This is a genomic window from Pedobacter sp. HDW13, from assembly GCF_011303555.1.
Lineage (GTDB): Bacteria > Bacteroidota > Bacteroidia > Sphingobacteriales > Sphingobacteriaceae > Pedobacter.
This window is the reverse complement of the sequence record NZ_CP049868.1, coordinates 586,189-603,658: the sequence shown is the minus strand read 5'-3', so window position 1 is coordinate 603,658 and position 17,470 is coordinate 586,189. Positions and strand designations below refer to the sequence as shown.

Here is a 17,470-nt window from a genome sequence, read left to right as displayed (position 1 = left end):
GATAATTGATAAAACGATGAAGATGGATTTTACTAAAAAAGTTATTGCCTTTTTAGCAGTAGCCCTGCTTGCAGCAGGTTCGTGGTCTTGCAAAAAAATAACAGATGAAGCACCCGAGGCAACACTCGATATAACCAATGCCTACCGGAATTCGACAGATGCCGATGCAGCCGTAATTGGGATATATGGCCAGTTTTTGGGGCTCGAAAAAACATACATACTCCAAAATGAACTAAGGGGCGATTTGGTTGATGTTACCACCAATGCCGATCCTTATTTAAAGCAATTGGCTAATCACACAAACACGAAAGATAATCCGTACACCGACCCGAGGCCTTACTATAAAGTAATTCTGAACTGTAACGATGCGCTTAAAAACTTCAAGCTAATGGTTGATGACCATAGAATGAGTGTTGATGATTACAACAAACATTATTCGGATATTGGAGCTTTAAGGAGCTGGATTTACCTGCAACTGGGGATTCAATACGGCGATGTGCCTTACATTACAGAGCCAGTAGAAAATGTTGAGGATATAAAAAATCTGTCTACTTATCCCAGAATCCCATTCGATCAGCTCTTAACCAAACTGATTGATTTTACCGAAAAATTACCCTATAAAGAGGTTTATGCCTATCCGAGCGGAAATCCGTTGGTAATTACCATTGACGGAAACAATACCCAAAAGATATTTATCTGTAAACCCTTTGTTTTGGGCGATCTATATCTTTGGAATAACAATTATGTTAAAGCGGCCGAGAATTATATCAAAATAATGGAAATTGAGAATAACAATTCCAATATCAATTTCTCATTCAATGCCTATAAAATTGGCTATTACCTTTCATCCGATTATACCGATCAGTCAGTACGTTATTTAAGAGCGCAAGATGAAAACACGCTTTTAACGGAACAGGGATGGAAAACCATTTTTTCTGCACCCAATACTGCCAATGTTTGGAACATGGAGTTTTTGTGGGGAATTCCTTACAGCGCAAACTTTAAACCGGGCAACCCTATGATTGAATTTTGTTCACCTGTTTATGGTAAATATTTAATCAAGCCATCAAAAGCAGCTATTGATAACTGGAGCGCTCAAAGGCAGTATAGCGGTATCCCTTACGATGCCCGTGGCCGTTTATCGTACGAAACCACAGCATCGGGACCAGCTATTACCAAATTAACCGATAATATTATTCCGATAACAAATTTAAATAAAGCTGGTAAATGGGGTATTTACCGTGCAGCATTATTGCATTTGCGTTATTCGGAAGCAGCCAATCGCGATGGAAAAGGAAAGTTGGGCTGGGCTTTATTGAATATTGGAGTTGCCAATACCTTTTATACAGGTACCCGTACCGCAGCTGGCAGCCCTTCGCCGGTTTCTTTTGAAGAGATTAATTCGATGCAAACACCCTATGCCGCACCGTATTATTTAGATGCCAGAAATAACAACGATTATAAAAGTCCGTGGTACCGCAATACTGGCATCCGCAACAGGGCAGGTGTAACCGCATTAGATGTAAGTTTCCAAAATGATGTAGTTGGCTTAGAAGGTAAACTGATTGATGAGGCCGCTTTAGAGCTGGCTTTTGAAGGCAACCGCTGGCCCGATTTGGTGCGTGTTGCCCGCAGACAGAACAACCCGGCTTTTCTTGCAGAGCGTGTTTATCAGAAATTATTAAAAGCTGGTGATCCGAATGCAAGTGCAACTCGGGCTAAATTGATGACACCAGCAAACTGGTATTTACCGTTTGATTGGAAATAACACCCATCCATATTATCTGATGTAAAGCTTTCGTCTGTTAAAACAGATGAAAGCTTTTTTTATATTAGCGAAACCAAAACTATTTTATAATGCGCTTTTTTATTGCCCTTTTAATTTGTTTAACAGCTACTTTATGTAAAGCACAAATTAAATCAACAGATCTTTCAGGTTCATGGGTTGCCGGAAAGGTAAATTATCTTAGTGGTGATGATTTGCCCGATGAAAATATATTGAAGTACAGCTATGTAAAGTACACCTTTGTTATGCCCGATAAAATGTACTATGCTTCAGTATATCATATTTTAGGTGCCGAATTTCTTTTTGAAGTACGTGGGAATAAATTGCTTATAAAATCGAATGTGGGCTTTGTGGTGAATACCTTGAAGATAATGGAACTGACCAAAAATAAGTTGGTTATGGTTATGGCTGATATGAATGGCTCCCTGGAAAGCCCTACAGCTATTCAATATACTTTTTATCCTGAAAAATTGATTCAGCAGAGCCTTGCACTCAGTCCTGATGATATTTACAAGATCAGTGGCACCGATACGGTATTTAATTCAAGTCAAAAAATTTACGCATTGTTTAATGGGGCAGATTTTAGTGACCACATTTCTTATGAGTTAAGTAAAGTTGGCATAAGCGTAAGAAGTGGAACACTGAATGCAACATTTATTGTAAATCCTTCCGGGAAAGCAGATAGTTTAAAAATTATCCAGGGAATTAATGCCGGGTACGATAAGGCCTATACTAGGATATTTTATGCCGCTCAAAATAAGTGGAAGGCAGCAATTCATAACGGAAAACCTGTTAAAGTATTGATGCACCAGGAAAAAAAATATTTTACTTCTGATGAGGTAGTGCCAAGCTTTTTTAATACCCAAAAAGCTAATGCTGCCTACGCAGAAAAAAACTACGAAGTAGCACTTTATTATTATGATTTGGCATTAAATGACAGGCCGGATGATAAAGATAATCTTTATCGTAGAGGCATTTGCAGGCAGCAGCTTGGAAATCTGGCAGGAGCCTGTAGCGATTGGAAAAAAGTGCAGGCAATGAACAGCAATTTGGCCGATGCCCTGTTAGCTAAATATTGCAAGTAATGCTGATGTTAGCTTCGCGGTTTGATTGGAAATAGGCGCTAAAAAAAATGAATGTAGTCGTTTTGTTTGTAGTCAAAAATATTACTACAAATAAAACGACTACATTTTTGTGCCTAAAGATTTTGTGCCTAAAGATTTTGTGACAATTTTTTTGGGCACAGAAAATTTGTCACAAAATCTTTAGAAGGCTAAAAATTATTCTATTTTAGTGGCTGTCAAACAATCCAACGCACTCATGTTTAAATCTGTTTTTTCTTTTGAAGGCCGCATTCGTCGTACGGAATATGGCTTAACCCGCATTTTCGCATTTTTGGTTATATTGCTTATTGCTGCATTGGCCGAAAGTGATGGAGCAGAAGCCTTTGGCCTCTTAATGCTATTGCCTATTTATATCATGATTACACAAGGAGCCAAGCGTTGCCATGATCTTGGTAATTCGGGTTGGTGGATGCTTATTCCTTTTTACGGATTGATTATGCTTTTTGGTTCAGGTGATTATGGTCCAAATGAATATGGCGATAACCCTAAGGGAGAAGGTAACGATGATCCGTATTATGGAACTGATTTTCAACAACAGGCTAGTGTATTACCTGTTGCTACCAATCAGTATCCGGCAGGAGAGGATAACGGGAATACAGTTGGTCGTGATTTGTAATCGCGGGCTGCATAAGGTTTAATTAGCTGTCAGTTTTATTTTTAATGGCGCGCTCCAGGTGGGTGAGGTGCTGAAACACCCGTCCGACTGGCCAGGCGGAAGTTCAGCATGACGGACCTGTGGTTGGTCGTGATTTACTCAGGCACAACTTTGTTGAAAATAAAACATAATTTTAGTGAGAAAGGAGAACAACATGTTTAAAAAGGTAGTTTTGGTTTTGTTGTTAGGCTGCGTGCTTTCCAGTTTGGTGACAATGGAGTGTGCAGGGCAAAAAACGGTGACTGATAAGTCATTTCAAATGTCTGGAGAGTTGATCGGCGATTCAACAAAATTTGTTGTACTTCGTTTCGTTGATAATCAAGGTAAAAACATAACCGATACCTGTTACATCAAAGATGGTAGATTAAATTTTCAGGGTAATATCGAACAACCGACCCTGGCAATGCTAACAGGAAGGGTAAAAACCAAAAATTATGATGATCCCAATACGATAAGATTTTTTCTTGAACCAAAAAAAATGTCGATCTCTATTGCCGAGAATAATTTCCCTGAAGCCAAAATCACAGGGTCTGATACCCAAAGGGACATGGACTTGTTAAGTCAGCAAAATAGCGCGCTTCTATTGGAGGTGAAGAATCTGTTAATGAAAAGGACTATATATAATAACAGGATAAAAATATCTGCTAATAAAGACACCATTGCAGCACTTAAAGGCCAGCGAGATCAGTTACAGTCCAAATTGACTGCAGTGAATAAAAATATTAAATCCAATCAAATTGATTTTATTAAAAACCATCCAAAATCTTATGCCAGTGCATATCTATTCACCGAATTTATTTCTGACAGGTCTATACCAATCTTTTTGATCAAATCAATTTATCACGACTTTGCAGGAGATGTAAAGGAAAGTAAATTGGGAAAAGATAATTTGCTAAGAATCAATAACCGACTAGCAGCTGATCAACTGGCCCTTTTAAAAAACAATTATAGTCTTGAGTCAGTAGCATTGCAAAATGAGCAGAACAAAACAGTCAAATTCAATAATTTTATCGGAAAGAGTTTGGTTATAGTAGACTTTTGGGCAAGTTGGTGCATTCCGTGTGTCAAATCAAGCCCCAATCTTAAAAAAATATATAATACATATTCAAAGGATGGCCTGCAAGTCATCACAGTATCAATTGATAAGAGAAATGACGATTGGATATCAGCTGTTAAAAAAAATGGATATGATATTTTTGTCAATTTCAGGGATATCCCTGATCATCTGCTCACTATAGATGACTTAAAAAATCCTGAAGGAATACCCTTAAGCAGAAAATGGAACATTGATTATATTCCCAGTATAATCTTATTTGATAAAAATGGATCAGTGGTATCTAAATTCGATAAAATCGATGATGAATATAGGATTATCGGTTTGGAGGAAAAAATCAGGGAGTATTACGGAAATGGTAAACCCAATAATGGAAACAACTGATAAAAAACGATTTTTCATATGATCTACTTATCTGCACAGCCTGACGGTTTTATTTTTAGCGGTGCTCTCCAGGTAAGTGAGGTGCTGAAACTTATCTTATAGATTTCTCCGTTCGCTGCACTCAGTCGAAATGACGGTTACGGTTATGAATTACCAATCCAGCTTCAAAAACGAAACTCCTTGTCTGGGTAATAAAATCTCTACTCCCTTTAAATTGCTTCTCTTTACCGGCTTACCAACCATTTTAAGCTGACCAGCTTTTTCCAGTAGTGCAATCTGTTTTGAATCGGGATTTTGTGGCGAACCCATTTTTTTCCAAACTTCGTAAGCATTGCTGTTATCGCCATCTATGCGGTATTCGGTTAGGGTAACGGTTTTGGCGGCTAAGTTATTGAGCATAACCTTAACCGAATCTTGTGTGCCTGTTTTATCTTCATCGTGGTAATTCCATACCAATACGGAAGCCGATTTTTCTGCTTTAGCGGCCAGTGCACCAATATCGGTTTGGGACTTTCTGATACTCGAATCGAGTACCGACCTTAGCTCATACATGCGGTTACTTGTGGTGGCAACGCGGCTGCCTTTCATCATCCCAAACATCCTGAAAACATTTAGCACAGGTTTATCAACTCCGTTGGTGGCTAAATCTCTAAAACCTGCAAACCAGGGTTGGTTTTCGAACTCGAACGACCAGGTCACGGCGCCCAGCAGGTTAATTTTATACAGATCGGTAAGTGCATACAAACGCGCAAAAGAAGCTGCGGTATAACTCGAATACATGGTGCCATTGCGGTAAGCATTTTCGGGATTGGTAGCCATACCGCAGGCTGCACAGCCTTCAGGGTCTGATTCGCCAATAATAACCGGGATATTTTTAAGTTGTGGGTATTTGGCAATTACGCGGTAGTTCGATTCCATATTGCGTAGCTGAGCGCGGATATCCATCACCACTGTGCCGTTTACCACTCGGGGCGATCCCTTGGCATGAAAAAGAACGGCATCTAAGGGCGAACCGATTTTTCCGGTTACATAATTGGTGTCGCTTAAGCAGTGCTTAATAAAGGCATCGAGGTATTTGGAAGCTCCGCCGGTAACATTTGCACCACCAATTCTGGCATTGGGGAGGGCGCGTTTCAAACCATCTGCGGCATAATCATAAAGTTTAAAAAACTCGGCCTGCGTGCCTTTCCAGTAGGCACCATCAGGTTCGTTCCAAACTTCCCAGTACCAGCTTTCTACTTCGGCTTTGCCATAACGGGCTACACTGTGTTTTACCCATTCGTAAACCAAGTTGCTCCATTTTTGGTAATCTTTGGGTGGATATGCCCATCCGGTTTCGATTACACTGTATTTTGCTCCGGGTTTCCATTGGTGCTGGTAGGGAATAGGATGGGTAGACAGGGCCTCGGGCATAAAACCAATTTGCGCCAGTGGTTTCATTCCTCTTTTTACGTAAGTGTCGAAAATCTGGTCAACAATTTTCCAGTTATACACGGGGTTGCCCTTAGCATCTTCGGTGTAGGCATTGGTTGAGCCCCATTTAAGTGCTGGCGTGCCATCGCCCGAGGTTAGTAAATTATGTGCCCTTACGTAAACCGGCACCGGACTGAGTTTCGAAATCTCGGTTAGCAGTTTCTGGCCATCTTTCATATAGGTGTAATTGGGCTCATCGTAACCAAACCAGGCCCAAACGGGTTTCATTGGCGCAATTTGCTGGTCGAAATTTACCTCAATATTGGTTTTGTTTTGTGCATAGGTTACTGAAACCATTAGGGTTTGAAGCAACAGAAAATATAGTTTTAATGCTTTCATGGTAGCGTTTGCTGTTTTTTAAGGGGTTTCAAAAATATCGGCTTCTATAATACTTAAGCCGCCTTTTAGTTTGGTTTCTGCCCGGCTCACGCCATCATCCAGTTTTTTTCCGTTTACTTCTACACCAATAACTGCATTTTCACTTTCCTTGCCCGAACCAAGCAACTGTATGGTTACAGTTTTCCCTTTTGTGGGTTTGCAGGTAGCGGTAAAATAACCTAAACTGGTTTTACTTTCGCCGTTAAATACCTCTTTGCCATCAACCGTAATGCGTAGCGGATAGGTTTTAGAACGGAAACCGTTTAATTTTAAAGCCACCTGGCTAATGGTACTTTCTTTCTCCAGGGTGTATTTAATCCAGGCGGTATTTATTTTTCCATCGTTAACCCAATCGCTCAGTTCGTTGTCATCGTAACTCAATTGCGCTTTATCGTTATTTGCGCCTGCTTCGGCTGATACAATTTTAATTGTTTTACGCTGTATGGTAAATGAACTGCCTTTTGGCGTTTCGCCCTTGCTTAAATTCGGTTTTAAACCATCAGTGGGAAAACTCGTTGCCAAACCGTTTTCTACTGGCACTGGGGTGGTTGCTAAGCCAATTGTAGCCGGTTTTAAACCATCAGCGCTGGCGTTAAGGGTAATTTTGCCGGCTTGCGTTAACGAACGGATTAAAACCCGGTTTACACCACCTTCTACAGGAAGTACTTTCGATAAAATGAAATTATCAGGGCCTTGTGCCAGTCCGCCGCGCCACTCGGCAGCTCCGCTTAGCTCAAAGTTAATGGTATTTAAAGCTGTTGGGCACCTGTTTCCGTTTATATCTACCACTTCAACCTGAACCAGTGCTACATCGGCTCCATCGGCCTTAAAGCCAGCAGGGTTTTTAATGGCTGTAAGCTTTAGCGCCACGGGCTTCGCGGCAGTTTTTAATTGTGTTTCGGCCAGTTTTTTACCGTCTGCCGTGTACGATATCGCTTTCAGTGTACCTGCCTGATAGGCTACTTCATTAAAGGTGAACAAAAAGCCATCGCTCTTTTTTTCAAAGCCTAACGATTTGTTGTTAAGGATCAGTTCTACTTTATCGCCTGCGGCCACTACGTAGATGTTCTTTTTAATGCCAGCCTTATAATTCCAATGCCCAATGATGTAAATGCCTTCCTTTTTGGCATCTACCCAGCCATCCCACATCACTTTATGTGCAAAAAAGCCATCTTTTGGTATGCGCATGGCATCTACCTCGCCGCTGCGCCTGTAATTTTCTTCGCCACGGTGGTGGGTATTCGAATCAGAAAAAATGATGTTTACCCCACCCGAACTTACGCGGGTACCTGTGCCCGGCCGTTCCTGGTAGTATTCGTTCCAGCGGATGACGTCTTCAATGGCATGGCTGTCCATATTGCGGTTATAATCGCTGGCATCGGCTCCTTTGTATTGCGGTCCGGCCCCATTTTTATGGTATGGAGGCGAAAATTCGTCCCAGTATTTGCGAAGGGCCTCATCGCGCGAGTACTCCATCGACCATAGTGGTTTGGTTGCGCTTTTGTTGATGTAGAGCATTTCGCCACCATACTCGGCTTCGGGTATATCGAGCATCTCCCTTGATCCGATGGCCCGGTTGCCGTAAGGATCGTAAGTATCGCGAATGGCTTTCATTTCTTTCATGTGTTCGGCACTGATCGATTCGTTACCGCACTCGTAAAACAGGATGCTGGGGTTATTGCGGTTGTAAATAATGGCATCGCGCATTACAGCTTTTCTTTGGTCCCAGCGGGTACCGGTTACATCTTTTTCCGAGTCGCCGGCAGGCATGGCCTGTATTAAACCTACGCGGTCGCACGATTCGATATCCTGTTTCCAGGGGGTAATGTGCATCCAGCGAACCAGATTGGCATTGCTTTCTACCATAAGCTGGTTGCTGTAATCGCTTAGCCATGCCGGTACCGATAAGCCAATGGCCGGCCATTCGTTGCTGCTCCGTTGTGCGTAACCTTTCATCATCAATACACGGTCGTTTAAGTACACCATGCCATTTTTAAATTCTGCCTTTCTGAAACCGGTTTGGGTGTTCAGCTCGTCGATAATGGCTCCGTTTACTTTAAGCCGGGAGGTAACCGTATATAAATAACCATAACCCCAGCTCCAGAAATGGAGGCCGTTAACCAGCGATTCGGCCTTAAGTATTTTGGTTTCGCCGGGGGCAAGGCTTTGCGGTGCTGCAGCAAAGGTTTTAATTGTTTTCCCTTCGGTATCTTTTAATGCTATTTCGTAGGTGATGGTGCTGGCCTGGCTACTTTCGTTTTTTACTTCTGATTGTGATACTATAGTAGCCGATTTTTGATCGATGCTGAAATCTTTGGCATAAATGTAATTTCCGGTAGTTTGCAAGGTGGTGTAGAGTGGAAGCGTTTGATATATTTTGCCGCTAACGTGCAGTTTTACATTTTTCGAAATGCCGCCATAATTGGCATTAAAGTTTTTATCGTTCCACTGATAGCCCGAATTGGTGGCTTTCTCCTTGTAGTTCCAGGCATTATCTATTTTTATGGCAATTACATTTTCCTTATCTGTATTAACTAAATCGCTGATATCGAAACCAAAAGCCATTACGCCGTTTTCGTGGCGACCGATAAATTTGCCATTCAGGTAAAACTCGCCTGCTTGCCTGATGCCTTCAAACTCTAGAAAAATTTTATGGTTCTGGCTGCTTTGGGGTAGCTTAAAATGTTTGCGGTACCAGGCTATGCCGGTTGAGTGCTCTTCAATCGATTTTTTAAAGGCTTCATCTTCGTTCCAGGCGTGGGGCAGGGTGATGGCTTTCCAGCTTTGGTCGTTAAAATCAACCGATTCTGCTGCTGGTATATCGCCAACGTATAGTTTCCATCCCGGATTAAAATTATAGCTTGTTCTAACTGATGGGCTTTGTTGCGAAAAAGCTTGCAGGCAGAAGGTTATGCAAACAATAAGGGCGAGTAATTTTTTTTGGCTCATGCTGTTTAATTGGGTTATGGCTAAGGGCAATACCGGAATTATAATCCTTTGTACATGTCGGTTGCGACAAGCAAAACTGATGGATAATGCCGGAAATATTTGGTTAAAATATAATACGATATTAACATATAAAATTTGGCGATCCATCCTGTGCTATCCTGCAAAACCGGTATTAAAAACGTTACTGGCCTTGCTGTTGTAAAGCGGCTGATTAATTATTTAATGGCAGTTTACCGTTTTTTTTAATGCAGGACACTACAGGATGATTTATCAACCGGAATGAGATACTTTCGTTTAAACCAGAGCTGCCTTAACTTGATGATGTTATCTTGCTTTTGCCCTGGCCTAACCAAATAGTTTAAATGCATAAACTGTAAATTTATGCCATTAACCCTTGTAGATTTTATGAGAAGCTCGTTAATTGTTTGTGCGTTTTTAATTGTTTTTTCTTTACAGTGTTTTGCTGTTGGAGGAGTGCCACTTAACCCGGTAGTAGCACCAGGTACGGTTTCGGCTAATTCGGCTACGCTGGTATGGAATAAGCCAGTGGAGTACCTCGATGTAATCCGCTATCACCTTATTTTAAACGGAAAAGAGATTGGCATTTCGGCTAAAACTAACTATACGCTTAAAAACCTAAGTCCTTTAAAAACCTATACCTGTACCATTAAGGCCGAAAATAAAGCTGGGGAACTATCGGCCAGTAGTGCCGTATTGAAATTTACCACCAAAACCACCGGAAAAATTTTATCGGTAACTGCATTTGGTGCAAAGGGCGATGGTGTAACCCTAAATACAGCAAGTATTCAGCAAGCGATAGATGCCTGCCCGAAAGGAGGTACTGTACGCATACCCAAAGGTATATTTTTAAGCGGTGCACTGTTTTTGAAAAGCAACATGACGCTGGAGATTGCCAAAGATGGTGTGTTAAAAGGCAGCGGCGATACCGACGATTATCTGCCATTTTACAACAACCGCTTTGAAGGCTGGGAGATGAAAACCTATGCCAGTTTATTAAACGCCGGAGTAATGAATAATAAAGGTGGTTTTGCTGTAGAGCAGTTGGCCATAAAAGGAGGGGGCACTATTAGCGGAGGTGGCGGTGCACTGGGCAAAGCGATGATTGATAAAAACGGAATAAGAAGCCGTGGACGTTTAATCTGTTTGATGAACTGCAAGGATGTTGAAATACAAGGTTTAACGATAAAAGATTCGCCCTGCTGGACCATTCATTACATTTACAGCAAAGGCATAAGCTGCCACGATTTAAACATCAGCAGTACTGCCCGTAATGGCGATGGTTTAGATCCCGATTCATCTGACGATAGCTATATTTTTAACTGTACCTTTTCAACAGGTGATGATTGTATCGCCATTAAATCGGGCAAAAACCCCGAAGGATTTACCATCGGAAAACCTACCCGGAATGTAAACATCCGCAATTGTGTGTTTACCAGGGGGCATGGTATTTCTATCGGCAGCGAAATGTCGGGAGGGGTAAGCGATGTTTTGGTGCAGGATTGTACAGCTGGTGCTTTGTTGCACGGCATGCAGATTAAGGGCACCAAAGACCGCGGTGGCTATGTTAAAAATGTAACGGTAGCCGATTGTCAGTTGCTTAAAATAACCATTTTCTCGGCCGTAAATTACAATAACGATGGTGCAGCGGCACCGGAACTACCTGTTTTTGAAAATTTTGTTTTCCGTAACGTCGATCTTTCTAATGCACAAACCAAAGAACCTGTAATCAATATTAATGGTTTTAAGGCTACGGGCCATCAGCTTAAAAATGTACTGTTTAACAATATTAAAATGCCTGGTAGTGCCGAAGTATGGGTGAACGATGCACAAGATGTAAAATTTAATGGCATGTTGACTGTTACTGGTGCAAAACCAAAGTATGTGGTTAAGGATAGTGAAAATGTAACTTATTGATGGGTAGGTGTATGGTTGGATTGGGGGAAGCGTTTTGTATTGGGATTCCCGCCTGTACGGGAGTGACGGACACGGTGGTGGTTATTGCGAGTTACGAAGCCTGGCTGCTGCAGGCGAATAACGCCAGATTTTAAGATCTTTTAGGAATGGCATTAAGCTTTCAGGGCGGATGTGATTTTTCTCTATAAAAAAAGCGGTGTTTAAACCAGGTAGAATACCTGGTTTAAACACCGCTAATTGTATTTGCTTAAGCTTACCAGCCTGGGTTTTGCATGGCTTGTTTCTGTGCAGGTGTTAAAGGCTCTCCGTTTATCTTCAGTACATCTAAGAAACTTTGAGGAATTGGGCGCAAGTAATGTTTGCCCTCAACAGGTTTAGCCTCGAGGTTAAATGCAGCTGTACGCGCTACCAGTGTTTTAGTCCTGGCCAGGTCTTCCCAACGCATCAATTCGCCCATTAATTCTCTTGAACGTTCGTCCAAAATAAAGGCATTGAATTTATCGGCATTAGAACTTGCCCCAACTTTATCGTAAAAATCTTTGGTCGAGTTAAAAATATCGGCCTCACTATTCAGGTGCATTAAACTTAAGGTGTTTACGGTGGTAACCGGAATATTGTTCGATTCGAAATAAGTGTTTTTATCGGAGTAGGAAACAATGGACGAAGTTACTGCCGGATTTGTTTTGTAAGCAATTCCACCATCTACATAAGCAGAACGGTCTTCGCCTTCTTTATAGGCAGCACGATCGCGCACACTGTTTAGGTAAGGAATGGCTTGTGCATACTGACCTAAGCGGCCGTAAGCTTCTGCAGCAATTAAATACGTTTCGGCAAGGCGGGCTAAAATGCCATCGCGCTGGCCAAATTGCGAAGCCACCAGATTTCTTGAACCATCCATAAATTTAGATAAGGCCACGTATTGGCTAACGCCGTAATTGCCATGACTGTTTAAATAACTTTGTGGCTGACCAGCGAAATACCGCACAAACATAGAAGGTTTGCGGCGGGCAATATCGGTTGGTAAAGCTGGATCGGCATTTGGAACAATAGGGGTATAGCGGGTATCGCCGGCATTATTAACAATGTATAAAGCAGCTTCTTCGCCAACTGTAAATTTTGGCTGACCTTCTTGTGCTGTAGTTGGGGCACTGCCCTTAACCCACTTCGGTATGCTGGCCGCATTGTTGGAAACGTAATGTGTTTTAAAACTTTTCCAGAACCTAGAATCGTTAACGCGGTCAAAAACATCCAAAGCATAATCTGTAGATCTCAAACGCTGAAATTCCCTTCCTCCGGCAATGTCGCGGATCATTCCTGGTAAGGTTTGGTAAACGGATGGATAGTAAAGATGAATCTGGTTACCGTACCTTCCCTGTGTTGCGGTGTTGTTCGAAAATTGTGCAGCTAAAATAACTTCCTTGTTGGTTTCGTTTGCCCCATCAACGGTGGTGAAGTTCCACAGATCGCTGTAGTTTGTTGCCAGACTGTGCTGACCGCTGCCAATTACCAAATCTGCATATTTAATGGCATTTTGTAAGTCGGCTGTTTTGGTCTCGCTATTCCAGTCGTTGTTTATTTCGCTGGCACGGAAGAGATAGGCTTTGGCCAGAAAATGTGCAGCGGCCCATTTGGTAATCCTGCCTCTTTCTGATGCTGTTGTTGGTAGCAGGTTATAGGCTTGCGTAAAATCCTGGATCACCTGTTCGTAAACTTCCTTGGCTGTGTTTCTGGTAAACTCATCTTTAATTACATCTAACGCTTCGAGCTGTAAAGGCACACCTCCATATTGTTTAACCAGTTTAAAATAGTCGAAAGCACGCATAAAGTAACCTTCTCCTAAACGGGTATTTTTATTGGCACCTGTATAATAAAGGGGCACGTTTTTAATTACAATATTGGCCGAATTGATATTGGTGTACATGTTGTCGAAAACAGCCTGCACATCTACATTAAACGAATTTAAAGTCCCGTCATAAGAGTTCCACATCTGTTCGGTTCTGTCGCCGCCTACTGTAAATTCATCAACCCCGTAATTGGTGCTGGTGTAGGCCCAGGTATAGTTAAAGTGAAATTTTAAACTTTGGTACATCCCGATAACCAGACCATCTAATCCCTCGGTTTTTTGAAAGTCGGATGTATTGCGCGAGTTAATCACTTCTTCATCCAGAAAACTTTTTTTACAGGATGTTGGCAGGATCATTAGCCCACCTAGCAATGCCACTCCTGATATAATATTTACAATCTTTTTCATAATCAATCTTTTTAATTCCTTAGAAACTGGCGTTAATGCCAAATACAACACCTCTGTTAAATGTAGAACCGCCTAAATCGGGGTCAATCCATTTAACTTTCGAATAGATCAGGCCTGGATTAATCATCTGTGCATAAACCCTGAGTCTGGAAAGTGTTAGTTTTTTAGTGATATTTTCTGCGAAATTGTAGCCTAATGATATATTTCTAACTTTAATAAATGAACCATCCTGATAGTTCATTGCGCTTTTAAACTGATCGCCTGCCGCACTGCCGTAGTTAGGTGCCGGATAATCGTTGGTTGGGTTGGTTGGCGTCCAGTAATCCAATACACGTTGTGCAAAACGACCCTGTAAGGCTTCTGCACCTGTAGCAATTAAGAAGTTGTAACGCGCAATGATAAAAACAGAAAGGTCAAAACCCTTGTAGTTAAAGGTATTGGTAATACCACCTGTCCAGCTGGGGGTGTAACGGCCTAACACCTGACGGTCGTTATTGGCATCGATTTTAAAATCGCCATTCAAATCCCTTATTTTAATGCTTCCGGGTAAAAAGGTTTGTCCGTTTGCACTAAACTTATCGCGCAGTATTTTGTCTTCCGGAGTATCTTGCCAGATGCCATCTTTTACATAATCGTAAGCCACACTAATGCCGTTTCCAATAAAGAAAAGGTCGGCAACCATGTCGCCACCGTTTAGTTTAACAATCTCATCCCTGCTGGTAGAGAAATTCAGCGTAGATTCCCAGCTGAAATCTTTCGACCTCACGTTAACCGTATTGATGGTTAAATCGAGTCCTTTGTTTTTTGTCGAGCCGATGTTATCAAAAGAGGTAGGGTAACCATTAATGATGTTGATCTTTTTGAGTAGAATCAAGTCGGTTGTTTTAGATTTATAGAGGTCTAATGAACCGCTGATTCTTCCTTTCAGTAAGTCGAAATCCAAACCCAGGTTATATTGCTGTGTTTTTTCCCAACCCAGTAATTTATTCGGGAAAGAAATTGGATTGGCCAAAGAAGCGTCGGAAGCCACATAACCGATCTGAGCAGCGCTGCCAAAGGTATAGGTTAGTGGTTGTAAAAGCCCCAGCGTACTGCCAATATCTACTGAAGAGTTACCTGTACTACCCACACCAAGGCGCAATTTCAACTGACTTACCCATTTGATGTTTTTCATGAAATCTTCCTGATCTATACGCCAAGCTAAAGCTGCTGAAGGGAAAAAGTCCCATTTGTTGCCTTCGGCCAATTGTGATGCCCCATCTGAACGGAGCGACGCGGTTAACAGGTACTTGTTATCATAGCTATAGTTTACCCGGGCCATGTACGATTCGAGTGTAGATTTTCTAAAATCGGTGTCAAATCCATCCAAAGCGGTAATACTTCCGGCCCTTAATCCGTACCAAAGTGGTGCAATTAAATTGATTTTACTGCCTGTTAATGACGAAGATTCATCCTGAAACAGCGAAGAACTTTGCAATAAGGTTACTCCAAAGCTGTGTTTATTAATGGTTTTATCGTAATATAATAAATGGTCGAGTGTGTAGGCAAACTTGTTGCTTTGGTTTAGTTGTGCATAGTTGTTAACCGAACCAGGTATGCCTGCATCGCGGTTTACCGATTTTGCATCCTGGTATTTTCCGTTATAGAAATTTGAAAAATCGGGGCCAAAGTTGATGCGGTATTTTAATCCTTTTAAAATGTTTACTTCAGCAAAGGCTGAACCCAGGGTTCTTAATGTTTTACGTAAATTGATGTTATAATCGGCTTCGAGAATGGGGTTTTGGATATTGATATCGCCACCGGGCAAATTAATTCGGTTGCCGCTCGGATCGTAAGGGATAGCCATCGGCAACATGCCCCTTGCGGCCGCATATATATTGCCCGCACCCGAAGCACTTGCTGCAACAAAACCATAGTTTTGCAAACCATAGGTTGCGGTTACATTGAGCCCCATTTTAAACCACTTAACGGGGTTAATTTCTACACTTAATTTACCACTGTACCTTTCGAAATCCTGGCCCAGTTGTGTCCCGGTTTGATTCAGGTAACCAAAAGATCCGTAAGCCTTTATTTTATCGGTACCACCACTTACACTTAATACGTGATCCTGGGTAATTCCGGTCCGGGTTACCAGATCTCCCCAATCGGTAGTTGGAACCAAACTGCCATCATACACACCATTTACCCATCCTTTTTCTATGTTTTCAAGCACGTAAGGGTCTCCGGCAAAAATTTCTCTGTCTTTAGCTAAAGTGGCTACAGCCGGGTATTTCCTAACATCTGTTGTCGGTAATGCCCTGAATGCATCGCGACGAAACTCGATATATTGTGCAGAGTTCATCATGTCCATCCTGTCGTTTAAGGTTTCTATGGTTGCAGTACCTACGTAATCCATGGTTAGTCTGCCGGTTTTACCTTTTTTAGTGGTTACCAATACTACACCGTTTGCACCACGCGAACCGTAAATGGCTGTTGCCGAGGCATCTTTTAAAACATCGATGTTTTCGATGTCGTTAGGGTTGATGGCATCAATACCACCAGCCTGCAACGGAATTCCATCCACTACAAATAATGGCGAATTGCTGGCTTTTAATGAACGTAGACCACGGATTTTAATATCGCCAACCTGGCCTGGCCGCTCATTTGAAGTAATATCTACCCCAGCCGCTTTACCTTGCATGGCTTGCAGGGCATTGGTTACCGGCCTCGATCTGATTTCTTTTGCGCCCACGCTTACTACTGCACCGGTTAAATCGCTCTTTTTAACGGTATTGTAACCTACTACCACCACTTCTTCCAGGTCGTTGGTTGAGCTTTTTAGCTGAATGCTGATTGTTGTTTTTCCACCAACGGGTACCTCTTGTGTGGTATAACCAATGTACGAAACCTCCAAAACCGGGTTGCTCACCGATGAAGGTATCGTAATTGAAAAAGCTCCATTGGCATCGGTACTGGTTACCAGGCTTGTGCCCTTTACCCTAATGCTCACGCCCACTAAAGTTTCTCCCTTTTCATCCACAATTTTTCCTTTGATGGTGGTATCCCATTTCTTGTTCAAAGTATTAATGTGAATTGCTGCGTTAAAAGCATTGGCCTTTGCATTTAGCGGTTCGGCAATACAGAATAGGGTTAATGCCGACATGCCGGTTACCAGGAGTTTCCTGCAGGAAGCGCCTCGCTGCCGCTGTGGGTTTTCTGGATAAAGATTAAGATCCATAATTGATTTGGTTTTATAAATATTTGGTTATTTGTCCAGGTAGCTTGTTTTAGTGCAACAGGCTACCTGTTTTCGAGTGCTTTGATTTAGCCCGACCATGCAACAGCCTTGCCTGGCCGCTACTGGTGATTTTTTTAATGAAGAATTTTGTTAGTTTATTGATTTGGTATTGAAGTTTTTACAAAAAAATACGCAGGGCTATACTTTAAAAAGCGTTAAGCTGACGTGTATTTGTGTAATCGGTTGCATTGGAAGATTGTTGTT

The 17,470-nt window shown here is 41.9% G+C and carries 9 protein-coding genes; 5 read left to right on the top strand and 4 right to left on the bottom strand.

The window, feature by feature from the left end:
* Positions 1-22 precede the first annotated feature (22 nt).
* The 4 genes from G7074_RS02560 (at position 23) to G7074_RS02545 (ending at position 5,003) form a co-directional block, all read left to right on the top strand.
* The gene (locus G7074_RS02560) at positions 23-1,768 is read left to right on the top strand and encodes a RagB/SusD family nutrient uptake outer membrane protein (protein ID WP_158674042.1); all 1,746 of its coding nucleotides are present in this window, start codon (positions 23-25) and stop codon (positions 1,766-1,768) included.
* 89 nt (positions 1,769-1,857) lie between these two features.
* Positions 1,858-2,871 (top strand): tetratricopeptide repeat protein, encoded by a 1,014-nt coding sequence (locus tag G7074_RS02555; RefSeq protein WP_166206681.1) that lies wholly within the window; start codon positions 1,858-1,860, stop codon positions 2,869-2,871.
* Between the two features lie 235 nt (positions 2,872-3,106).
* Positions 3,107-3,526, top strand: coding sequence for a DUF805 domain-containing protein (locus tag G7074_RS02550; protein ID WP_166206678.1), 420 nt, complete (start codon positions 3,107-3,109; stop codon positions 3,524-3,526).
* 175 nt (positions 3,527-3,701) lie between these two features.
* On the top strand, positions 3,702-5,003 hold the full coding sequence (locus G7074_RS02545; RefSeq protein ID WP_166206675.1) for a TlpA disulfide reductase family protein: 1,302 nt from the start codon (positions 3,702-3,704) through the stop codon (positions 5,001-5,003).
* Between the two features lie 150 nt (positions 5,004-5,153).
* Here the strand turns inward: G7074_RS02545 and G7074_RS02540 are convergent, their stop codons facing one another.
* Together G7074_RS02540 and G7074_RS02535 are read right to left on the bottom strand one after the other, a co-directional pair.
* Positions 5,154-6,815 (bottom strand): beta-xylosidase, encoded by a 1,662-nt coding sequence (locus tag G7074_RS02540; RefSeq protein ID WP_166206672.1) that lies wholly within the window; start codon positions 6,813-6,815, stop codon positions 5,154-5,156.
* Positions 6,816-6,833: 18 nt separating this feature from the next.
* On the bottom strand, positions 6,834-9,803 hold the full coding sequence (locus tag G7074_RS02535; RefSeq protein ID WP_166206669.1) for a sugar-binding domain-containing protein: 2,970 nt from the start codon (positions 9,801-9,803) through the stop codon (positions 6,834-6,836).
* Positions 9,804-10,184: 381 nt separating this feature from the next.
* On the opposite strand from G7074_RS02535, the gene G7074_RS02530 reads away from it, so the two are divergent.
* Positions 10,185-11,738, top strand: coding sequence for a glycosyl hydrolase family 28 protein (locus tag G7074_RS02530; protein ID WP_166206628.1), 1,554 nt, complete (start codon positions 10,185-10,187; stop codon positions 11,736-11,738).
* A 253-nt stretch (positions 11,739-11,991) separates the two neighbouring features.
* Here G7074_RS02530 and G7074_RS02525 read toward each other — a convergent pair whose 3' ends face one another.
* Positions 11,992-13,989, bottom strand: a complete 1,998-nt coding sequence (locus G7074_RS02525) for a RagB/SusD family nutrient uptake outer membrane protein (RefSeq protein ID WP_166206625.1) — start codon at positions 13,987-13,989, stop codon at positions 11,992-11,994.
* Positions 13,990-14,008: 19 nt separating this feature from the next.
* Entirely contained in the window at positions 14,009-17,206 is a 3,198-nt protein-coding gene (locus tag G7074_RS02520) for a TonB-dependent receptor (RefSeq protein WP_205944144.1), read from the bottom strand.
* Positions 17,207-17,470 lie beyond the last annotated feature (264 nt).

Bases quoted from the DNA above. Each gene is read 5' to 3' on its own strand.
- G7074_RS02520 (WP_205944144.1), bottom strand. From the start codon at position 17,206: ATGGATCTTAATCTTTATCCAGAAAACCCACAGCGGCAGCGAGGCGCT.
- G7074_RS02555 (WP_166206681.1), top strand. From the start codon at position 1,858: ATGCGCTTTTTTATTGCCCTTTTAATTTGTTTAACAGCTACTTTATGT.
- G7074_RS02540 (WP_166206672.1), bottom strand. From the start codon at position 6,815: ATGAAAGCATTAAAACTATATTTTCTGTTGCTTCAAACCCTAATGGTT.
- G7074_RS02525 (WP_166206625.1), bottom strand. From the start codon at position 13,989: ATGAAAAAGATTGTAAATATTATATCAGGAGTGGCATTGCTAGGTGGG.
- G7074_RS02560 (WP_158674042.1), top strand. From the start codon at position 23: ATGGATTTTACTAAAAAAGTTATTGCCTTTTTAGCAGTAGCCCTGCTT.
- G7074_RS02530 (WP_166206628.1), top strand. From the start codon at position 10,185: ATGCCATTAACCCTTGTAGATTTTATGAGAAGCTCGTTAATTGTTTGT.
- G7074_RS02550 (WP_166206678.1), top strand. From the start codon at position 3,107: ATGTTTAAATCTGTTTTTTCTTTTGAAGGCCGCATTCGTCGTACGGAA.
- G7074_RS02535 (WP_166206669.1), bottom strand. From the start codon at position 9,803: ATGAGCCAAAAAAAATTACTCGCCCTTATTGTTTGCATAACCTTCTGC.